This window comes from Longimicrobiaceae bacterium, assembly GCA_036375715.1.
In the GTDB taxonomy this organism is placed as follows: Bacteria; Gemmatimonadota; Gemmatimonadetes; order Longimicrobiales; family Longimicrobiaceae; genus DASVBS01.
In genome coordinates this window covers 1-16,121 of record DASVBS010000059.1, presented here as the reverse complement: position 1 = coordinate 16,121, position 16,121 = coordinate 1, and the positions used below count along the sequence as shown (strand labels likewise).

The 16,121-nt window shown below is 66.4% G+C and carries 11 protein-coding genes and 19 tRNA genes; 22 read left to right on the top strand and 8 right to left on the bottom strand.

All coding sequences use genetic code 11. From position 1 onward, the window contains the following. Window positions 1–1,428, top strand: a 1,428-nt coding sequence (locus VF167_11200) for a class I tRNA ligase family protein (GenBank protein HEX6925976.1), incomplete at its 5' end; no start/stop codon positions are given. Between the two features lie 81 nt (window positions 1,429–1,509). Continuing rightward, window positions 1,510–2,928, top strand: a complete 1,419-nt coding sequence (locus VF167_11195) for a sigma-54 dependent transcriptional regulator (protein HEX6925975.1) — start codon at window positions 1,510–1,512, stop codon at window positions 2,926–2,928. A 14-nt stretch (window positions 2,929–2,942) separates the two neighbouring features. Here the strand turns inward: VF167_11195 and VF167_11190 are convergent, their stop codons facing one another. From VF167_11190 to VF167_11180, 3 genes are all read right to left on the bottom strand, one after another. Continuing rightward, window positions 2,943–4,277 (bottom strand): ATP-binding protein, encoded by a 1,335-nt coding sequence (locus VF167_11190; GenBank protein ID HEX6925974.1) that lies wholly within the window; start codon window positions 4,275–4,277, stop codon window positions 2,943–2,945. Between the two features lie 206 nt (window positions 4,278–4,483). Further along, window positions 4,484–5,851: a sigma-54 dependent transcriptional regulator gene (locus VF167_11185; protein HEX6925973.1), complete on the bottom strand. Its 1,368-nt coding sequence runs from the start codon at window positions 5,849–5,851 to the stop codon at window positions 4,484–4,486. 140 nt (window positions 5,852–5,991) lie between these two features. Further along, a complete protein-coding gene (locus VF167_11180) occupies window positions 5,992–6,726 on the bottom strand; it encodes an ABC transporter ATP-binding protein (GenBank protein ID HEX6925972.1) in 735 nt (244 codons plus the stop codon). 353 nt (window positions 6,727–7,079) lie between these two features. On the opposite strand from VF167_11180, the gene VF167_11175 reads away from it, so the two are divergent. Next, on the top strand, window positions 7,080–7,454 hold the full coding sequence (locus tag VF167_11175) for a hypothetical protein (protein ID HEX6925971.1): 375 nt from the start codon (window positions 7,080–7,082) through the stop codon (window positions 7,452–7,454). A gap of 11 nt (window positions 7,455–7,465) precedes the next feature. Here VF167_11175 and VF167_11170 read toward each other — a convergent pair whose 3' ends face one another. From VF167_11170 to VF167_11150, 5 genes are all read right to left on the bottom strand, one after another. Further along, the gene (locus VF167_11170) at window positions 7,466–8,032 is read right to left on the bottom strand and encodes a hypothetical protein (protein ID HEX6925970.1); all 567 of its coding nucleotides are present in this window, start codon (window positions 8,030–8,032) and stop codon (window positions 7,466–7,468) included. A gap of 318 nt (window positions 8,033–8,350) precedes the next feature. After that, window positions 8,351–10,810, bottom strand: a complete 2,460-nt coding sequence (locus VF167_11165) for an ABC transporter permease (GenBank protein ID HEX6925969.1) — start codon at window positions 10,808–10,810, stop codon at window positions 8,351–8,353. A gap of 31 nt (window positions 10,811–10,841) precedes the next feature. Further along, window positions 10,842–11,600, bottom strand: a complete 759-nt coding sequence (locus VF167_11160) for an ABC transporter ATP-binding protein (GenBank protein HEX6925968.1) — start codon at window positions 11,598–11,600, stop codon at window positions 10,842–10,844. 185 nt (window positions 11,601–11,785) lie between these two features. Then, window positions 11,786–13,027 (bottom strand): HlyD family efflux transporter periplasmic adaptor subunit, encoded by a 1,242-nt coding sequence (locus VF167_11155; GenBank protein HEX6925967.1) that lies wholly within the window; start codon window positions 13,025–13,027, stop codon window positions 11,786–11,788. Window positions 13,028–13,053: 26 nt separating this feature from the next. Then, window positions 13,054–13,287: a hypothetical protein gene (locus VF167_11150; protein HEX6925966.1), complete on the bottom strand. Its 234-nt coding sequence runs from the start codon at window positions 13,285–13,287 to the stop codon at window positions 13,054–13,056. A 251-nt stretch (window positions 13,288–13,538) separates the two neighbouring features. Here VF167_11150 and VF167_11145 point away from each other — a divergent pair. The 19 genes from VF167_11145 to VF167_11055 all read left to right on the top strand — a co-directional run bounded on the left by VF167_11145 (window position 13,539) and on the right by VF167_11055 (window position 16,119). Further along, window positions 13,539–13,612 (top strand) — tRNA-Met (locus VF167_11145). A 58-nt stretch (window positions 13,613–13,670) separates the two neighbouring features. Next, a tRNA-Phe gene (locus VF167_11140) sits at window positions 13,671–13,743 on the top strand. A 10-nt stretch (window positions 13,744–13,753) separates the two neighbouring features. Then, window positions 13,754–13,826: transfer RNA gene (locus VF167_11135), tRNA-Trp, on the top strand. A 57-nt stretch (window positions 13,827–13,883) separates the two neighbouring features. After that, window positions 13,884–13,956, top strand: a tRNA-Thr gene (locus VF167_11130). A 45-nt stretch (window positions 13,957–14,001) separates the two neighbouring features. Then, window positions 14,002–14,073: transfer RNA gene (locus tag VF167_11125), tRNA-Glu, on the top strand. A gap of 258 nt (window positions 14,074–14,331) precedes the next feature. Next, window positions 14,332–14,404: transfer RNA gene (locus VF167_11120), tRNA-Gly, on the top strand. Between the two features lie 54 nt (window positions 14,405–14,458). Continuing rightward, a tRNA-Asp gene (locus VF167_11115) sits at window positions 14,459–14,532 on the top strand. A gap of 36 nt (window positions 14,533–14,568) precedes the next feature. After that, window positions 14,569–14,641 (top strand) — tRNA-Ala (locus VF167_11110). A gap of 51 nt (window positions 14,642–14,692) precedes the next feature. After that, window positions 14,693–14,766: transfer RNA gene (locus VF167_11105), tRNA-Arg, on the top strand. Between the two features lie 16 nt (window positions 14,767–14,782). After that, window positions 14,783–14,865 (top strand) — tRNA-Tyr (locus tag VF167_11100). A gap of 129 nt (window positions 14,866–14,994) precedes the next feature. Continuing rightward, window positions 14,995–15,068, top strand: a tRNA-Val gene (locus VF167_11095). Between the two features lie 103 nt (window positions 15,069–15,171). Further along, a tRNA-Ala gene (locus VF167_11090) sits at window positions 15,172–15,244 on the top strand. 10 nt (window positions 15,245–15,254) lie between these two features. After that, window positions 15,255–15,326 (top strand) — tRNA-Thr (locus VF167_11085). Between the two features lie 164 nt (window positions 15,327–15,490). Further along, a tRNA-Gly gene (locus tag VF167_11080) sits at window positions 15,491–15,563 on the top strand. Window positions 15,564–15,623: 60 nt separating this feature from the next. Then, a tRNA-Gln gene (locus VF167_11075) sits at window positions 15,624–15,696 on the top strand. A gap of 53 nt (window positions 15,697–15,749) precedes the next feature. Further along, window positions 15,750–15,836 (top strand) — tRNA-Ser (locus VF167_11070). An 11-nt stretch (window positions 15,837–15,847) separates the two neighbouring features. Next, window positions 15,848–15,935 (top strand) — tRNA-Ser (locus VF167_11065). Between the two features lie 17 nt (window positions 15,936–15,952). Next, a tRNA-Pro gene (locus VF167_11060) sits at window positions 15,953–16,026 on the top strand. Window positions 16,027–16,035: 9 nt separating this feature from the next. Then, window positions 16,036–16,119 (top strand) — tRNA-Ser (locus VF167_11055). The last annotated feature ends 2 nt before the right edge of the window (window positions 16,120–16,121 follow it).

Below are 16,121 nucleotides of genomic sequence, written 5' to 3'. Positions count from 1 at the left end.
GAGTACGGGACGGGCGCCATCATGGCGGTCCCGGGGCACGATGAGCGCGACTTCGAGTTCGCGCGCAAGTTCGGACTGCCGATCCGCCGGGTGATCGCGGCGGAGGGGGAGACGGCGGATACGCCCCTGGAGGAAGCATACGTCGGACCGGGCACCCTGGTGAATTCCGGTCGCTTCGATGGGCTGGACTGGAAGGAGGGCGGTCGAGCGATCGTGGAGGAGATGGGTGGTCAGGGGCTGGCCGAACCCCAGGTGAATTACCGGCTCCACGACTGGTGCATCTCGCGGCAGAGGTACTGGGGGCCGCCGGTCCCGATCCTCTACTGCGACGCCTGCGGCGTTGTACCGGTGCCGGAAGACCAGCTCCCGGTGCAGCTCCCCTACGTCGAGGATTACCGGCCTGACGCGTCGGGGATCTCGCCGCTCGCGCGCCACAGCGAGTGGTACCTGACGGAGTGCCCGTCGTGCGGCGGCAAGGCGCGGAGGGAGACCGACGTCTCCGATACATTTTTGGACTCGGCCTGGTACTTCCTGCGCTACCCGTCCGCGAACAACGATTCGCTGCCTTTCGACCCGGAGCTCACCCGCTCGTGGCTGCCGGTGCACAGCTACATCGGCGGCAACGAGCACGCGGTGCTGCACCTGCTTTACGCACGCTTCATCACCATGGCGCTGAAGGACCTCGGCCTGATCGAGTTCGAGGAGCCGTTCCAGCGCTTCCGCGCCCACGGCCTGATCATCAAGGACGGGGCGAAAATGTCGAAGTCGCGCGGGAACGTCGTGGTTCCCGACGAGTACATCGAAAGGTACGGAGCCGACACCTTCCGGACCTACCTGATGTTCCTGGGGCCCTACCAGGAGGGAGGGGACTTCCGCGAGGCGGGAATCACGGGGCCGCACGGCTTCCTCAATCGATTGTGGGACTCCGTTCTCACCGCGGAGGACCGCCCGCTGGACCCGGAGGTGGAGCAGAAGCTCCACGGCACCATCCAGAAGGTGACCGAGGACATCGAGTCGCTCTCCTACAACACCGCCATCGCCGCCATGATGGAGTACCTGAACGTGGTGCGCAGCGGTGGTCGAACGGTGGAGCGTGCGGCCGTCGAGCCGCTGCTGCTGATGGTGGCGCCGTTCGCGCCGCACCTGGCGGAGGAGCTCTGGGAGCGACTGGGCAACGAGGGATCGATCTTCGAGCGGGGTCGCTGGCCCGAGTTTGATCCCCGGAAGGCGGTGCCCGACAGCGTGGAGTTCGTCGTACAGGTGAACGGGAAGGTACGCACCCGTCTGCGGCTGCCCCGCGGTATCTCGGAAGATGAAGCGCGCGCCGCCGCGCTCGCCGACGCGAACGTCCAGCGGTACACCGACGGCAAGAGCCCTCGCAAGACGATCTTCGTCCCGGATCGACTGCTGAACCTGGTGGTCGGCTGAAGCCGGTCTCTGTGCGGGACGATACTCCAGGACGGCTGGGGGAGTCCCCCGGCGGTCCCGTACCCGAAGGATCTCCTCACCATGACGGCCGTATCCGAGGCCCCTAATCGGGGTCGCCTGCTCCTCATCGAAGACGACGAAAGCGCCCGGCGCTTCGTCGTCTTCGTGCTGGAGCGAGCGGGCTACTCGGTCGAGGTCTCGGCGACGGGGATGGAGGCGCTACGGGCGCTCGAGCGCGAGCTCTTCGACGTCGTGCTCCTCGACGTCAACCTGCCTGACGTAGGGGGGCTCGACGTGCTGGCTGCGGGGCGGAGCCTGCAGACGGACTGTCAGTTCATCATGGTGACCGGCGACGACGCCGCGGATACGGCGGTCGAGGCGATGAAGCTGGGCGCCTTCGATTACATCACCAAGCCGGTCGGGGCCGACGTCCTGCTCCTGACGGTCGAGAAGGCGCAGCGGGATACCCAGCTGCGGCGCGAGGTCACCCAGCTTCGCCGGCAGGTGGCCGAGAGCCGCAAGACGCGGATCATTGGCAAGTCCGCCGCGCTGCGTCGCGTGCACGACCTGATCGAGCGGGTCGCGCCGACGGCCGCGACGGTGCTGATCACTGGCGAGACGGGGACCGGCAAGGAGCTGGTGGCACGAGCGATCCACGAGCTCTCCGACCGGGCGCGCGGTCCGTTCGTGGCGGTCAACTGCTCCGCGCTCCCCGAGACGCTGCTGGAGAGCGAGCTCTTCGGCTACGTGAAGGGAGCCTTCACGGGAGCGATATCGAACCGGCGCGGCTTGTTCGAGGAGGCGCACGGTGGAACCCTCTTCCTCGACGAGATCGCCACCATCTCGCCGGCCATCCAGGTGAAGCTGCTGCGCGTCCTGCAGGAGCGGCACATCCAACGGCTGGGGAGCAGTCAGCCGGTGCCGGTCGACTTCCGGTTGATTGCGGCGGGGAACATCCCGCTGGAGGAGGAGGTCGCCGCCGGCCGCTTCCGCGAGGATCTCTACTACCGGCTCAACATCTTCCCCATCCATGTCCCCCCGCTGCGGGAGCGGAAGGAGGACATTCCCCTGCTGGCGAGTCACTTCCGCCTGAAGTTCGCCGCGGAGCACGGCCTCGAGCCCCCCGAGATCAGCCCGGAGACGATGCGCCGCCTGCTGAGCCACGACTGGCCCGGCAATGTGCGCGAGCTGGAGAATTTCATCGAGCGCTCCGTCATCCTGCACGCCGGCGCGCGCACCATCCCCTTCGAGGCCCCCGCGCGCGGACGACTGCGCGGGAGCGTCGAGTCGGAGCTCGTGGCGAAGGCGGCCAGGAACCGCTGGAGCCTGGCCCGGCTCGAGCGCGAGTACATCCTGGAACTGCTGCAAGTCAATCACGGGCACCAGATGCGGACCGCCGAGATCCTGGGCATCGACCGGCGCACCCTCTACCGCAAGCTCAAGCAGTACCGGGAAGAGGGGGTGTGGGTGGGGGAGGATGATGTGAAGGCTGCGGGATAGGCTCGTAATTCGTATTAACGTCCGCCCCCGGAATTCCCCCTCGGGATCCTCACCTCCGCGACACACCCCCGCCCATCCTTCCGGTTCTCCAGCGTGAGCGAGCCGCTGTGGGCGTCGGCGATCTGGCGAGAGAGGACAAGGCCGATGCCGCTGCCATTGGGTTTGGTGGTGAAGAAGGGGACAAAGAGGTTGCTGCTGTCCTGGAGGCCGGGACCCTCGTCCAGGACCTGGATGGCCAGCTCGTCGGGGTCCGCGCTCCAGGAGATGGTGACGGCACCGCCGGTTTCGAGCGAGGCGTCGGCTGCGTTGCGCAGCAGGTTGATGAGGAGTTGGTCGAGCTGGTCGGGATCGGCTGTCACGATCAGGTCAGGCCCGTCGACTACGCGCACGGGCACGCGGCTCTCGAGCGCAGCGACGCGGTGGATCCAGGGGCGGACGTCTATCGGGACCGAACTGGGTGGGGGGAGCCGGGTGAGGCGGGCGTAGGAGGAGAGGAAGCGGCCCAGTGACGCGGCTCGGCTGCGGATGACTCCGAGACCCTGGCGCAGGTCCTCCGCCGCATCGGCGGGAAGCGGCTCCTGCCGGACGAGGTCGAGCAGGCTGCCGGCGATCGACTGGATGGGCGTGAGCGAGTTGTTGATCTCGTGGCTGAGGACCCGGGTAAGTCGCTGCCAGGCGGCGCGCTCCTCCTCGCGGAGCGCCCGACTCACGTCCGAGAGAACCACCAGCTGGTGCGGGAGCCCTCCCTGTCGGAACTCCGAGCGACGCAACTCCCAGCGTCCGCTACGGCCTGCAAAGCTGCCGCTGAAGGTTCGCGGAGCGACCCCGCTGAGGCAGGATTCGAGTTCGACGTCGCTCGCGCGCCGCCCCATCAGCCGGGCGGCGGGCTGACCGAGCAAGTCCTCCGCCGCGCGGTTTGCCAGCCGCACCCGTTGCTGCTCGTCGAAGGCGAGGATGGCGACGTCGATCTCGGCCATCACCGTCCGTAGGAGGGCGGTGGCCTCCTGCGCACCGAGGCGCTGCTCGCGGAGCGTCTCGGCCAGCGTATTCACCTCCAGCTGGGCGAGGCCCAGGGCGTCGTCCCCACGCGCGCCGCGTGCGCGGATCGAGAAATCCCCCTCCCGCAGCGCCCCCAACAGGTTGGCCAGTGTCTGCAGCGGCCGCACGACCCTCTCCCGCAGAGCGAAGGCCGCCCCCAGCCACACCCCCACAACGAGCAGCGTCAGCGTCCACTCCGTGCGCAGCTGGTACCCCTGCGCCCACACCAGCCCCACCCCGATCGCCGTCCCCGGCGCTCCCGCCAGCAGCGCGAGCAGAAGAATTCTGGACTGGTAGCGGAGGCCGGGCAATTTTGAATTCTTGATTCTGGGTTGGAGCGATGGGCTCCGATTACGAATTACGAATTACGGATTACGAATTGACTGAGCCGCGCCCATGGACTACAACAGCGGTTGCGCGAGCCGCAAGCGCATCCCGCAGTCCCGTCTATGAGGAAATGCGTGGCCTACAATCCGTAATCCGTAATTCGTAATTAGTAATTCGTAATTCAGCGCCCTCACAGTCCATACCGCTGCAGTCTGCGATATAGCGCGCTTCTGCTCAGCCCCAGCGCTTCCGCGGCTTGGGTGACGTTGCCGCCGTGGCGACGGAGGGCTTTCTGGATGAGGACGCGCTCGACCTCCGCGAGGGACATCTCTTCGAGCGTCTGGGGCTCCTCGGGCTGGCTCTGGCCGCGCAGGTTGAGGTCCGCCGCTTCGACCACCTCGCCCGAGGCGAGGAGGACGGCGCGCTCCACGGTGTGCTCGAGCTCGCGGATGTTCCCCGGCCAGTCGTAGGCCAGGAGCGCATTCATCGCCTGCGGGGAGAAACCGGTGATGCTCTTGCGGTACTGCGCCGCCTGTCGGCGCAGGAAGTGATTGGCGAGCGTCGGAATGTCCTCGCGACGTTCGCGCAGGGGGGGCAGGCGGATCTCCACCGTGTTCAGGCGGTAGAGCAGGTCCTCACGGAAGCGACCCTCGGCCACTTCGGTGTCGAGATTGAGGTTGGTGGCGGAGAGGACACGGACGTCCGCCCGGATCGTGCGGGAGGAGCCGACCCGCTGGAACTCCCCGGTCTGCAGCACCCGCAGCAGCCGCGCCTGCAGCTTGGGAGAGAGGTTGCCGATCTCGTCGAGGAAGAGGGTGCCGCCGTCGGCCATCTCGAAGAAGCCGATCCGGTCGGACTTGGCGTCGGTGAACGCCCCCTTCACGTGGCCGAACAGCTCGCTCTCGAAGAGCCCCTCCGAGATTCCACCGGCGTTGACCGTGACCAGCGGCTTGCGGGCACGGCGAGAGGAGGCGTGCAGCCAGCGGGCGACCACCTCCTTGCCCGTGCCGTGCTCACCCGTGATCAACACGTTCGCGTCCGACGGCCCGATCCGCTCCATGATGCGCAGGATCGGCTGCATGGCGCGGGATTCCGCGATCATCTTCGGGAGCCCATCGCCCTGCAGGCGCCGGTTCGCGTCCTCCAGCGAGGCGCTGCGGCGTAGCGCGCGGCTCAGCTCGACCTGCGTGCGCAACGTGGCCAGCAGGCGGGCGTTGTCCCAGGGTTTCTCGATGTAATCGCGTGCACCGCGCCGCATCGCCTCCACCGCGCCCTCCACGCTCCCCCACGCCGTCATCACCACCACGGGAAGGTTCGGATACACCGCATTGATGCGCGCGAGCAGGTCCAACCCCTCCTTGCCCGAGGTCGTGTCCCGCGCGTAGTTCATGTCCATCAGGATCACGTCCAGATCGTGCTCGCCGACGGCCTGACCCACGTGGGCCGGCGACGTGGCCGTGACCACCTCGTATCCCTCCGGCTTCAACAACAGCCGGAGCGCCTGGAGAATGTCGGGTTGATCGTCGGCAATGAGAATTCTGGGAGGGGAATCAGGCATATTCTGGAAACGCAATTCTGAAGGGCTGAATTCCAGTATTTAGAAGTAGAGGAGGAGAAGCTAGGAGCTAGAAGCTAGAAGGCGCGCTTCGCCGGCTTTCGGATACACCGTCGCACCGGTAGTGAGCACCCCTCTGCCTCCTAGCTTCTAGCTCCTAGCTTCTCTCCGTTCACGATCCATCCATCCATCAGCTGCACAATCCTGTTCCCATACCCGGCGTTCTCCTCGGAATGCGTCACCTGTACGATCGTGATTCCCTCCTCGTTCAGCTTCTGCAACAACTCCATGATCATGCGTCCCTGCGAGGAGTGGAGGCTGCCGGTGGGCTCGTCGGCCAGGATGATAGTGGGCCGGGCGATTACCGCCCGGGCGACCGCCACGAGCTGCTGCTGTCCACCGGAGAGCTGCGAGGGGAAGAGGTCCTTCTTCCCCACGATCTGAAAGCGGTCGAGAATGTCCGCCACGAGGGCGGCGCGCTCGGATCGCTTTACGTCGCGGTAGGATAGCGGAACCTCCAGGTTCTCCGCGACCGTGAGGTCGTCGAGCAGGTGATACTGCTGGAAGACGAAGCCCACGTGACGCTTGTTCAGCTCGCGCCGCTCCTTCGGCTTCATGCGGTGAACGGCGCGCCCCGCGAAGAGATACTCCCCGGTGAAGTCCCCGTCGAACATCGCCAGGATGTTCAGCAGCGTGGTTTTCCCGGCTCCGGACGGTCCCATGATGCTGATGAAGTCGCCCGGTCGGACGGTCAGGTTGATGTGGTTCAGCAGGTTGATCCGACCCGCCCTGGAATCCACGTGCTTGCCGACGTCGCGCAGGTGCAGGAGCGGGTCGGGAAGGGACTGCAGATCGTGTTCGCTTCGAGCGGAGAGCATCGGCATCCGGAAACAGAGGAAAGACATGGAACCGACCACCAAAGGGGGAAGATGAGTGCCACCGGGACGTGAATCGTAAGACGTTGCGACGGATGGGGATGCGTGATTGAGCCAGACCCGCGCTCGTCCGCGCGCGGGACGGTGCAATCCCATTTCCGAACACCCTCCTACGTGCCCCGTTTCCTCGTTCTCTCCGGGATGCCCTGCGGCCAGGGACCGATGATCCGGGCGCGCTCTCCAACTCGTGCGCTGCCGGCCCGTGTGGTGCCGGCATGTGACGGGTGTCACGGACCCGCGTCTGGGGAGACCGTATACTCAGGTACAAAGATGTGTCGGATTCCAGGAGAGATACGATGAAAATCCACGAGATCCGCACGAGCCTGACCTCCGACGAGGTGATCGAGCGGGCCCGCGCCTTCTTCATCCACGCCGGCAGTGCCTACGCGGCTTTCGCCGAGCAGGTCGGCAGGGGATACCTGAAGCTGTTCCTGGAGGTGGGGGAGATCGTCATCGGCTGTGTACCACGGGAGGATGGGAGCACGCTGGTACGCGGATCGGCCTCGCGCGGTGAGCATCTGCTGACAAGGTTCCTGATCACCCTCGCGCGCCCCAGCGACGCCCGTCAATCGTTGCACAGGCATGGCCTTCATCGCACGCACGCAGCGAAGGTGCGGCGCTTGGGCGAAGCGGAGCTTGAGACCAAGCAGGTCACTCCGGCGGCGGCGTGATACGGGGATGATCAACGAGGCCCGCGTCGCCCTTTTCGCACGCCGCTGACGATCAGGTCGATCAGCACCGGGCGGGAAATCCGCGCTAGCTCTGCCGAGGAGGCTTCCGCCAGTGCGTACGTCTGGATGATGTTGCGGAGATGCCCGTCGGCGAGCGCAGACAGCTCCTCACGCAGCACCTGCTCCCCCTGCAGATAAGCCGCAAAGGGGTCGAGCACGGCGCGCCGAGGACGGGCTTCGGCCGGCGGAGCGGCCGACTCCCAGGTCGGCCTGGGTCCCTCGTAGGCTGGCTCGGAGGGGACTGCTGACGGACGTACGCGCGGGGGCTCCTCTGCGCGTTGCAGCGCGCCCTCGAGGTATACCGGGGTGAGGCCGCTCGCCCAGTACTCCAGATCCACCCGATTGGGCTGCGTCGTCTCCCGCTGCGTCCTCAGGACCTCCCCGCCGCCCACCGGCGTGAACTCGATCCACCCGTCCCACAACCCATCCTCGTTCGGCCGACCGCAGACCTGGACGGAGCAGGGCTGGCCCTTGCGGTCGAGGACGGGGGTGCCGAATTGGAAGATGACTTCGGCCATGGGGCGAAAAGTCAGGAGTTGAGAAGCTGGAAGCTAGAAGCTAGAAGACGCGTGCGTCTGGCTGACAAAGCGTACGCTGCAATAAGCGCGTCAATCGGCCTGACCGGATCGCGCGCCAACACGAATACCGGCTTCCGGCTACAGCGCACCCCAGCCGTCACCGAAGCCCACGGGGTTACTACGCTCGCTCCTTCTGGCTCCCTGGCTCCCCATTCCCAGCACCTCCACTAGCAAGCCCCAACTTCTAGCTTCTAGCTCCTTGCTTCTAGCTCCTCCTTCTCCACTCCTCTCCATCTAGCTCCTTCCCCAATTCTTCCGTCACTCCTCCCTCAGCGCCGCCATGGGATCCATCCGTGCTGCCTGCCAGGCCGGGAAGGATCCCGCGGCCAGGGCGACGGCGGTCAGGGCCGCGGCGGCGAGGGCGAGTGTGGTAGGGTCGCGCGGCGAGAGGCCGTAGAGCAGGGAGGTCAGGAGCTTGGTCGACAGCAGCGAGACGACGAGGCCGAGGAGCAGCCCGACGCCCAGCAGGCGCGCAACTTCGCCCAGGATCATGCGCACCAGGTCGTTGCGCTCGGCTCCAAGCGCCATGCGCACGCCGATCTCGCTGCGGCGGCGGGTCACGTTGTACGAGATCGTGCCGTACAGGCCGACCACGGTGAGGATCACGGCGAGGCCGCCGAAGAAGCTGGCCAGCGTGGCCATCACCCGCTCTCCGACCAGCGAAGCCGCGATACGCTCCGACAGCACGGAAGAGCGAAGGGAGATCTGCGGGTGCACCTCGCGGGCGATCGCTTCCACGATCGGTATCAGGCCCTCGGGCTCGCTCCTCCCCCGCACCAACAGGCGGAGAGAAGGTCCGCCCCCGACCTGACTGAGCGGACGGTAGAGGAGCTGCACCGGCTCCTCGCGGAGCGATCGGTATTTTGTGTCGCGGACCACCCCGACCACCTCGACGAGGTCGTCCAACTCGCCCGTACCCGGGGAGACCAGGCCGATCCGCTCGCCGATCGGGTTCCGCGTGCCGAAGAACTTCCGCGCGAGCGCCTCGTTGATGACGGCGACCGGGGGCGAATCGGCCCCATCTGCCGCCGTGAACTCCCGACCGGCCAGGAGGCTCGTCCCCATGGTCGTGAAATAGTCCTCCGCGACCGCGTTGAAGAAGACCAGCGCGTCCCGCTCTCCCTGCGGCTGGAAGCCGTCGACCGCGATCAGCCCGTTCCAGGCTGCTCCGCTGAGGGGGAGGATGTCCGCCGCGCTGGCGGCGACCACGCCCGGGGAGGAGCGGACGCGCTCCAGGATCTCGCGCTTGGCCGTGGCGAGGCCCTCCTCGTCGAAGCCGGTCTTCCTCAGGTCGAGGCTGGTGGTAAGGATCCCTTCGCGGTTGAAGCCGGTCTCGACCGTGGCGAGCCGGTTGAGCGTTCCCAGCAGGAGCCCGGCAACCACCAGCAGAGCCAGCGAGAGCGTGATCTGCGCCACCACCAGCGCCTTTCTCGCGCTGAAGCGGGAGTCGCCCCGGGCAATGGTGTAGTCGTTCGACCTCATCGCCGCCTGCGGGTCCACCTGGGTGGCACGCCAGGCCGGCAGGAGGCCGAAGAAGATCGTCGTGCCGATCGCCGCGGCCGCGGTGAAGGCGAGCACTCTGGGGTTGAGCGAAAGGTCCAGCGCAATCGGGTCGGGGCCGCTCGAGAGCATCGCCACCAGGAGCCCACTCGCCCAGTCTGCGAACAGGAGCCCCGCCCCTGCGCCGAGCAGGGAGAGGAGCAGGCTCTCTCCCAGAAGCTGGCGCAACAGCCGAGCGCGTCCCACCCCGATCGCGATTCGGATGGCGAGCTCGCGCTCCCGTGTGGCGGCGCGGGCGAGGAGCAGGTTGGCGACGTTGGCGCAGGCGATGAGCAGTACGAGGCCGACCACGCCCATGAGGATGGTGAGCGCCCGGTCGTAGTTGTTGCGCAGGTCGGAGTAGCCGTTCGCCGCGGGCTCGGCACCCAGGGAGCCCTGCAGGTAGGACCGCTGCATCTCCGCGTTCCAGTCCTGCGGTACCGTGGCGGCGTAGATCGACGGCGCGAGGGCGGCGAGGCGAGCCCGGGCGTCGTCGACGTCCACCCCCTCCCGCAGGCGTCCCGCAACCCGGAGGAACCAGAAGCTCCGGTTGTCGAGACCACCCGTCGGCGGCGACAGGATCACGGTGGCGCAGAGCGGGGCATACACCTGGGTCGAGGTACCCACGTTGAAGCCGAAGAAGCCCTCGGGCGCGACCCCGACGATCTCGAAGGGGTGGCCGTTCAGCGCGAGGGTGCGGCCGACGACTGCCGGATCGCCGCCGAATTCGCTCTGCCAGAAACCGTAGCCGAGCACGGCGGTCCCCGGACAGCCGGGTCGGTCGTCGCTCTCTGTCAGCAGCCGCCCCGCGGCGGGCCGCACTCCGAGGGCGGAGAAGAATCCTCCGCTCACCCAGTTGCCGACGACGGGGCGTGACTCACCCCCATTCGCCAGGTCGAACGATTCCTCGGCGTAGGCGAAAGCGCCCGAGAATACGTCCTGCCGGTCGCGAAGCTCCTCCCACAACGGATTGGTGAGCTGTGCGTCCCCGTCGTCGCCGAAAGTGACTCGGACCAGCTCGTCCGGCTCCGGAACAGGCAGCGAGCGCAGCATCACCGCGTCGATGAGGCTGAAGATGGCCGTGTTGGCGCCGATGCCGAGCGCCAACGACAGCACGGCGACGGTGGTCAAGCCGGGGCTGCGGAGCAGCCCCCGGAAGGCGTGGCGGAGGGCGGACATGGGCGAACGGGTTCGGGGATCGGGGCGACTCTCAGCCTACCTCGAAGCCGTGCTGCTCGAGCTCGGCGGCCAGCTCCGCGGCTTTGGGGCCGCTCACGTCCTCGACGATCTGGCCGTCGAAGAGGTGGACGCTGCGCTCCGCGTACTCCTCGTAGCGCGGGTCGTGGGTGACCATCACGATGGTGGCGCCCCCCTGATGGAGCTCCCGCAGCAGGTCCATCACTGCCTCACCGTTGCTGCTGTCGAGGTTGCCAGTGGGCTCGTCCGCGAGGAGCACGCTGGGGCTGCCGGCAATGGCACGAGCCACTGCGACGCGCTGCTGCTGGCCGCCGGACAGCTGCGCGGGATAGTGGTTGGTGCGGTGGGCCATCCCCACGCGCTGGAGCGCTTCGTTTACCCGCTGGCGGCGCTCGCTCTGCGGCATGCCACGATAGGTGAGCGGTAGCTCCACGTTCTCGTAGACCGTGAGGTCGCCGATCAGGTTGAAGGCCTGGAAGATGAAGCCGATCTCGCGGTTGCGAATGTGGGCGCGCTGCCGGGCGGTGAGGTTCTCCACCGGCTGGCCGACCAGCTTGTACTCGCCGCTGGTCGGCGTATCCAGCAGCCCCAGGATCGAGAGCAGCGTCGTCTTGCCGCACCCGCTCGGCCCCGCGATCGCCACGAACTCCCCCTGCCGGATCTGCAGGTGGATGCCCGACAGCGCGTGGGTCTCGACCTCCTCCGTGAGGAAGACCTTGCTGACGTTGGTGAGCTGGATGAGCGGAGTGGAGTCGGATGCGTAGTCAGACATGGATGCGAGTTGTTGAGAGTGTGGCGAATGGGCTTTTGCTGTCGGGACAGGGCTATCCGTTATCCGTTATCCGTCAGGACTGAGGCTGACATCCAGGTTTGGACCTTCCTTCCGCGGCGCTGGACCAGCGAGGATCCCGCTTCAGGCCCTGACAGATAGCGGATAGCGGATAACGGATAAACCGTTCATCTCATCTTCACCCTCTCCACCCCGTCCCACTGCGACATGTCGCTGAGGATCACCACGTCGCCCTCGCGCAGGCCACTGCGGATCTCGATGGCGTTGACGGAGGCGCGGCCGGTCTCGACGGTGACGCGGCGAGCGAATTCGCCGTCGGGGTCGAGGCGGAAGACGCCGATGGTGCTCTCGGGCTGTCCGTAGGCCGGACGGCCGACGAAGAGGACGTCCTGCAGCCGCTCGATCTCGATTGTCCCGTCGACACTCAGGTCCGGGCGTGCACCACGCGGCAGCTCGCCCTCGAGGGCGACGTCCACGGTGACCGTGCCGTTCACCACCGCGGGGTCGATGCGGACCACGCGCCCGGGGACGATGCCGTTGCGGGTGTCGATCGAGGCGCGCTGCCCCACCACCACGTCCTTGGCCTGGGTCTCGGGAATGCGCAGCTCCGCCTTGAGGCGACCCGGCTGCACCACCACTGCCAGCTGCTGGCCGGGGTTTACCCACTGTCCCTCCTGCAGGGGAAGCTCGCGCAGCACGCCGCGGGTGCCCGCCGTGACTCGCAGAGACTCGAGGTAGCGCTGCTGGAACGCGACCAGGCCGCGGAGCCGCTCGATCTCCGCTTCCTGCGCGGCGAGCTGGGCGGCCATCGACTGCTCGATGAAGCTGAGCCGCTTCTTCTCGATCTCCAGGCGCGTGGCCAGCTCCACCGCGGAGTCCTCCAGGCTCTGGATCTCGAGCTGGCTGTAGAGCCCGCGCGCGGCGAGCTCACGGTAGGCCTTAGCCTTCCGCTCGGCCTCGCGGGCCTGCGATTCGGCGCTGGCCACCGTGGCCTCCTGGCTCAACCTCTGATTCTCGAGGGTGGCACGAAGGTTGGCGAGGTTCGCTTCACCGGTGGCGAGCTGCCGCTGCGCCTCCATCAGCTGGAGCTGGACGTCGGGGTTGCTGAGGGTGAGCAGCTCGGTCTCGGGCGTCACCTGTGTGCCCGGCTGCACCAGCACGCGCTCGACCCGGCCGGCGGTCACCGCCGAGATGTAGCGGATCTGCTCAGGCACGAGCGTTCCCGGTCCGCGGACCTCGCGAACGAAGGTGCCGAGCTGCACCGTGTCGAGCCAGACGCCCGCATCGACGGTGGGTGCCGCGGGCTCGAGGCGTCCGACGGCAATGGTGGTCGCCAGGACGGCGGCGATGCCCAGGCCTCCCAGGATCCAGCGCGAGCGCTTGGGGGTTTGCGGGCGAGGAATATCCACGGTTCGATTCCTCGGGTGAGAGCGGTTCAGTCGCCGGCCGTGTGCGAGCCGGTCCGGGCGAGCCGCTCCAGCTCGAGCGAGAGGCGGCCGACCTTCTCCTCCAGGCGGGCGATCCGCGCCGAATCTCCCCGGTCGGAGGGGTGGAGCAGCGTCGTCACCAGGGGGATGACGGCAAAGCGGATGACCAGGATCGAAAGCGGCATCAGGATGATGGATCCGGCCAGCCAGAGTAGCACGAGGGTCGGCAGGTGGAGCGTCATGGGTGATCCGGGTGCTTCGAGACCGGGCCGCGCGATGGAATATCGGCGGGTCCAGCGGGGGAAAAGGGAAGGAACATGCCGCTTTGCGGCGGGTAGGATAACTTGTTGTAAAACAGGAGGATGAGCGCCTTTGGGGGAGGGCTCTGGAGAGGGCGTTCGTCCGCTGTTGGGACGGGCTCGTCCCGGAAACGGACGGCGCGGCTCAGGGGGTTGACTGAGGGTGTGGATGAGATTATCCTTCCTGTCCTTGCCGCGGGGTGGAGCAGCCTGGTAGCTCGTCGGGCTCATAACCCGAAGGTCGCGGGTTCGAATCCCGCCCCCGCTATAAGCCGGTCTCTGCCGCCGAAGCCGGGCGGTTTTTTGTTGAAAGGCGTGAGGGATCGGGCCAGGTAGCTCAGTTGGTAGAGCATGCGACTGAAAATCGCAGTGTCGGGGGTTCGATTCCCTCCCTGGCCACCTGCACTGTAGGTCAGTAGCTCAATTGGTAGAGCACCGGTCTCCAAAACCGGCGGTTGGGGGTTCGAGTCCCTCCTGACCTGTGAAGGGACGGTGGGCGAAGCGCCGGGTCGGAGGGGGAGTAACGAGGGAGGCAGCCCGCTCACGTAGCTCAGTCGGTAGAGCACTTCCTTGGTAAGGAAGAGGTCACGGGTTCGAGTCCCGTCGTGGGCTCTGGAGGAGATGGGCCGCCGGCGGGACGGTGGCGAGTTGGAGTGAGCTCCCATCGTCTAACGGTTAGGACGCCACTCTTTCAAGGTGGAGACCGGGGTTCGATTCCCCGTGGGAGCGTTACGGGCACGGCCCCGGGGGTACGGCCCCAGGATCAGTGGCTGGACGGGATGTCGCGGATGGGCGTGGTTTGCGGGCATAGCTCAGTGCTTCGCACGCTGCGCGTGCGAAGGGGTCTTGCGACTTTGGGAGGCCGGCGGGGCGATTGAAGGTTCGTCTAGATATGCGGGCATAGCTCAGTAGCTTCGCACGCTACGCGTGCTCAGGGTTTTGGGGCTTCGGTCCAATAGATCAGAGGTTGAGAGGGACTTTCGTTCTGCGGGCATAGCTCAGTTGGTAGAGCGCAACCTTGCCAAGGTTGAGGTCGCCGGTTCGAGCCCGGTTGCCCGCTCTGGGGGAGTGGGGTGGTGACGACGGTAATTCGTAATTCGTAATTGCTGTTCACGGGGCCGTAGCTCAGACGGTTAGAGTGCCGGACTGTCACTCCGGAGGTCGCGGGTTCGAGTCCCGTCGGCCCCGCTGTAGGAAGAGCGTTGAAAATTCGGGTTCCGGGTTGGGGCCGTAGCTCAGTTGGGAGAGCGCTTGAATGGCATTCAAGAGGTCAGGGGTTCGATTCCCCTCGGCTCCATGAGACGGCGTGTGGGGTCCGGCCGATATCTGGAGTCACCTGGCCGGGTGAGCGCCCGTAGCTCAGCTGGATAGAGCATCTGACTTCGGATCAGAGGGTCGGGAGTTCGAATCTCTCCGGGCGCACCTGACGCAGGACAACGGTGGGGTACCAGAGCGGTCAAATGGAGCAGACTGTAAATCTGCCGGCTTATGCCTACGTAGGTTCGAATCCTACCCCCACCACTGGCGCGCGCGCCTGGTGGCGCGCGCGAATTATGGGCGCGGGCGAATTACGAATGACGAATTTACGAACGACTGCGGGACCGAGGTTCGAGCGTAATTCATAATCCGTAATTCGTAATCGCCGTTCTCGGGCGGTTAGCTCAGTTGGTTAGAGCGCCACGTTGACATCGTGGAGGTCACAAGTTCGAGTCTTGTACCGCCCATCGCGCGCCTGCGGCGCGCAAATTACGAATGACGAATTACGAATGACTGCGGGACCGAGGTTCGAGCGTAATTCGTAATCCGTATTCGTAATTCCCCGGTTTCGGGGCCGTAGCTCAGTTGGGAGAGCGCTGCAATCGCACTGCAGAGGTCAGGGGTTCGACTCCCCTCGGCTCCACTCGCCCCGCGCCACCGTAGCTCAGGGGTAGAGCACTCGATTCGTAATCGAGCGGTCGTCGGTTCAAATCCGACCGGTGGCTCTGGCGAGGCGCGCGCTGCTTTATTAACCTTGAGGGTGGTGTGGTGGCGCGCGGTGGAGGTGAGGCTGCGCTTTGAGGGAGTAGCTCGGTGGCTGCGCGCAGGGCGGCTAGCGCCGGAACGCTCGTAAGGGTCGTGTGGCGCGGCGGGTGCGTAGCCGCGGTTTGCGGGAGTAGCTCAGTTGGCAGAGCATCAGCTTCCCAAGCTGAGGGTCGCGGGTTCGAGCCCCGTCTCCCGCTTCGAAGGTATCTCCCTGCCCGTGGAGGAATAGACCCTGCAATAGGGAACGGGCGCTTTGATGCCCCTTGGTGTAACTGGCAACACGCCTGACTCTGGATCAGGAAAGTCCAGGTTCGAGCCCTGGAGGGGCAACTGACGCGTGGTCGGGCGGTGCGGGACGCCGTCCGGCGCGCGTATTTGTATCAGGAGGGATGCCCGAGAGGCCCAAGGGAGCGGTTTGCTAAACCGTGACGCCCGCAAGGCGTCCGTGGGTTCGAATCCCACTCCCTCCGTCACGCTGCGGGGATCGGTGTCCGAGCGGCTTAAGGAGCACGATTGGAAATCGTGTGGGGGTCAAAAGCCCCTCGTGGGTTCGAATCCCACCCGATCCGCTGTAGGAGGTATCGTTCGGGACGTGGCTCAGCCCGGTAGAGCACTCGCTTCGGGAGCGAGGGGTCGGCGGTTCAAATCCGCCCGTCCCGACTGAACAATGGAGGCGTAGTCCTAATTGGTAAGGCACCGCACTCGAAATGCGGCGCGCGCAAGCGCTTGGGGGTTCGAGTCCCTCCGCCTCCGCT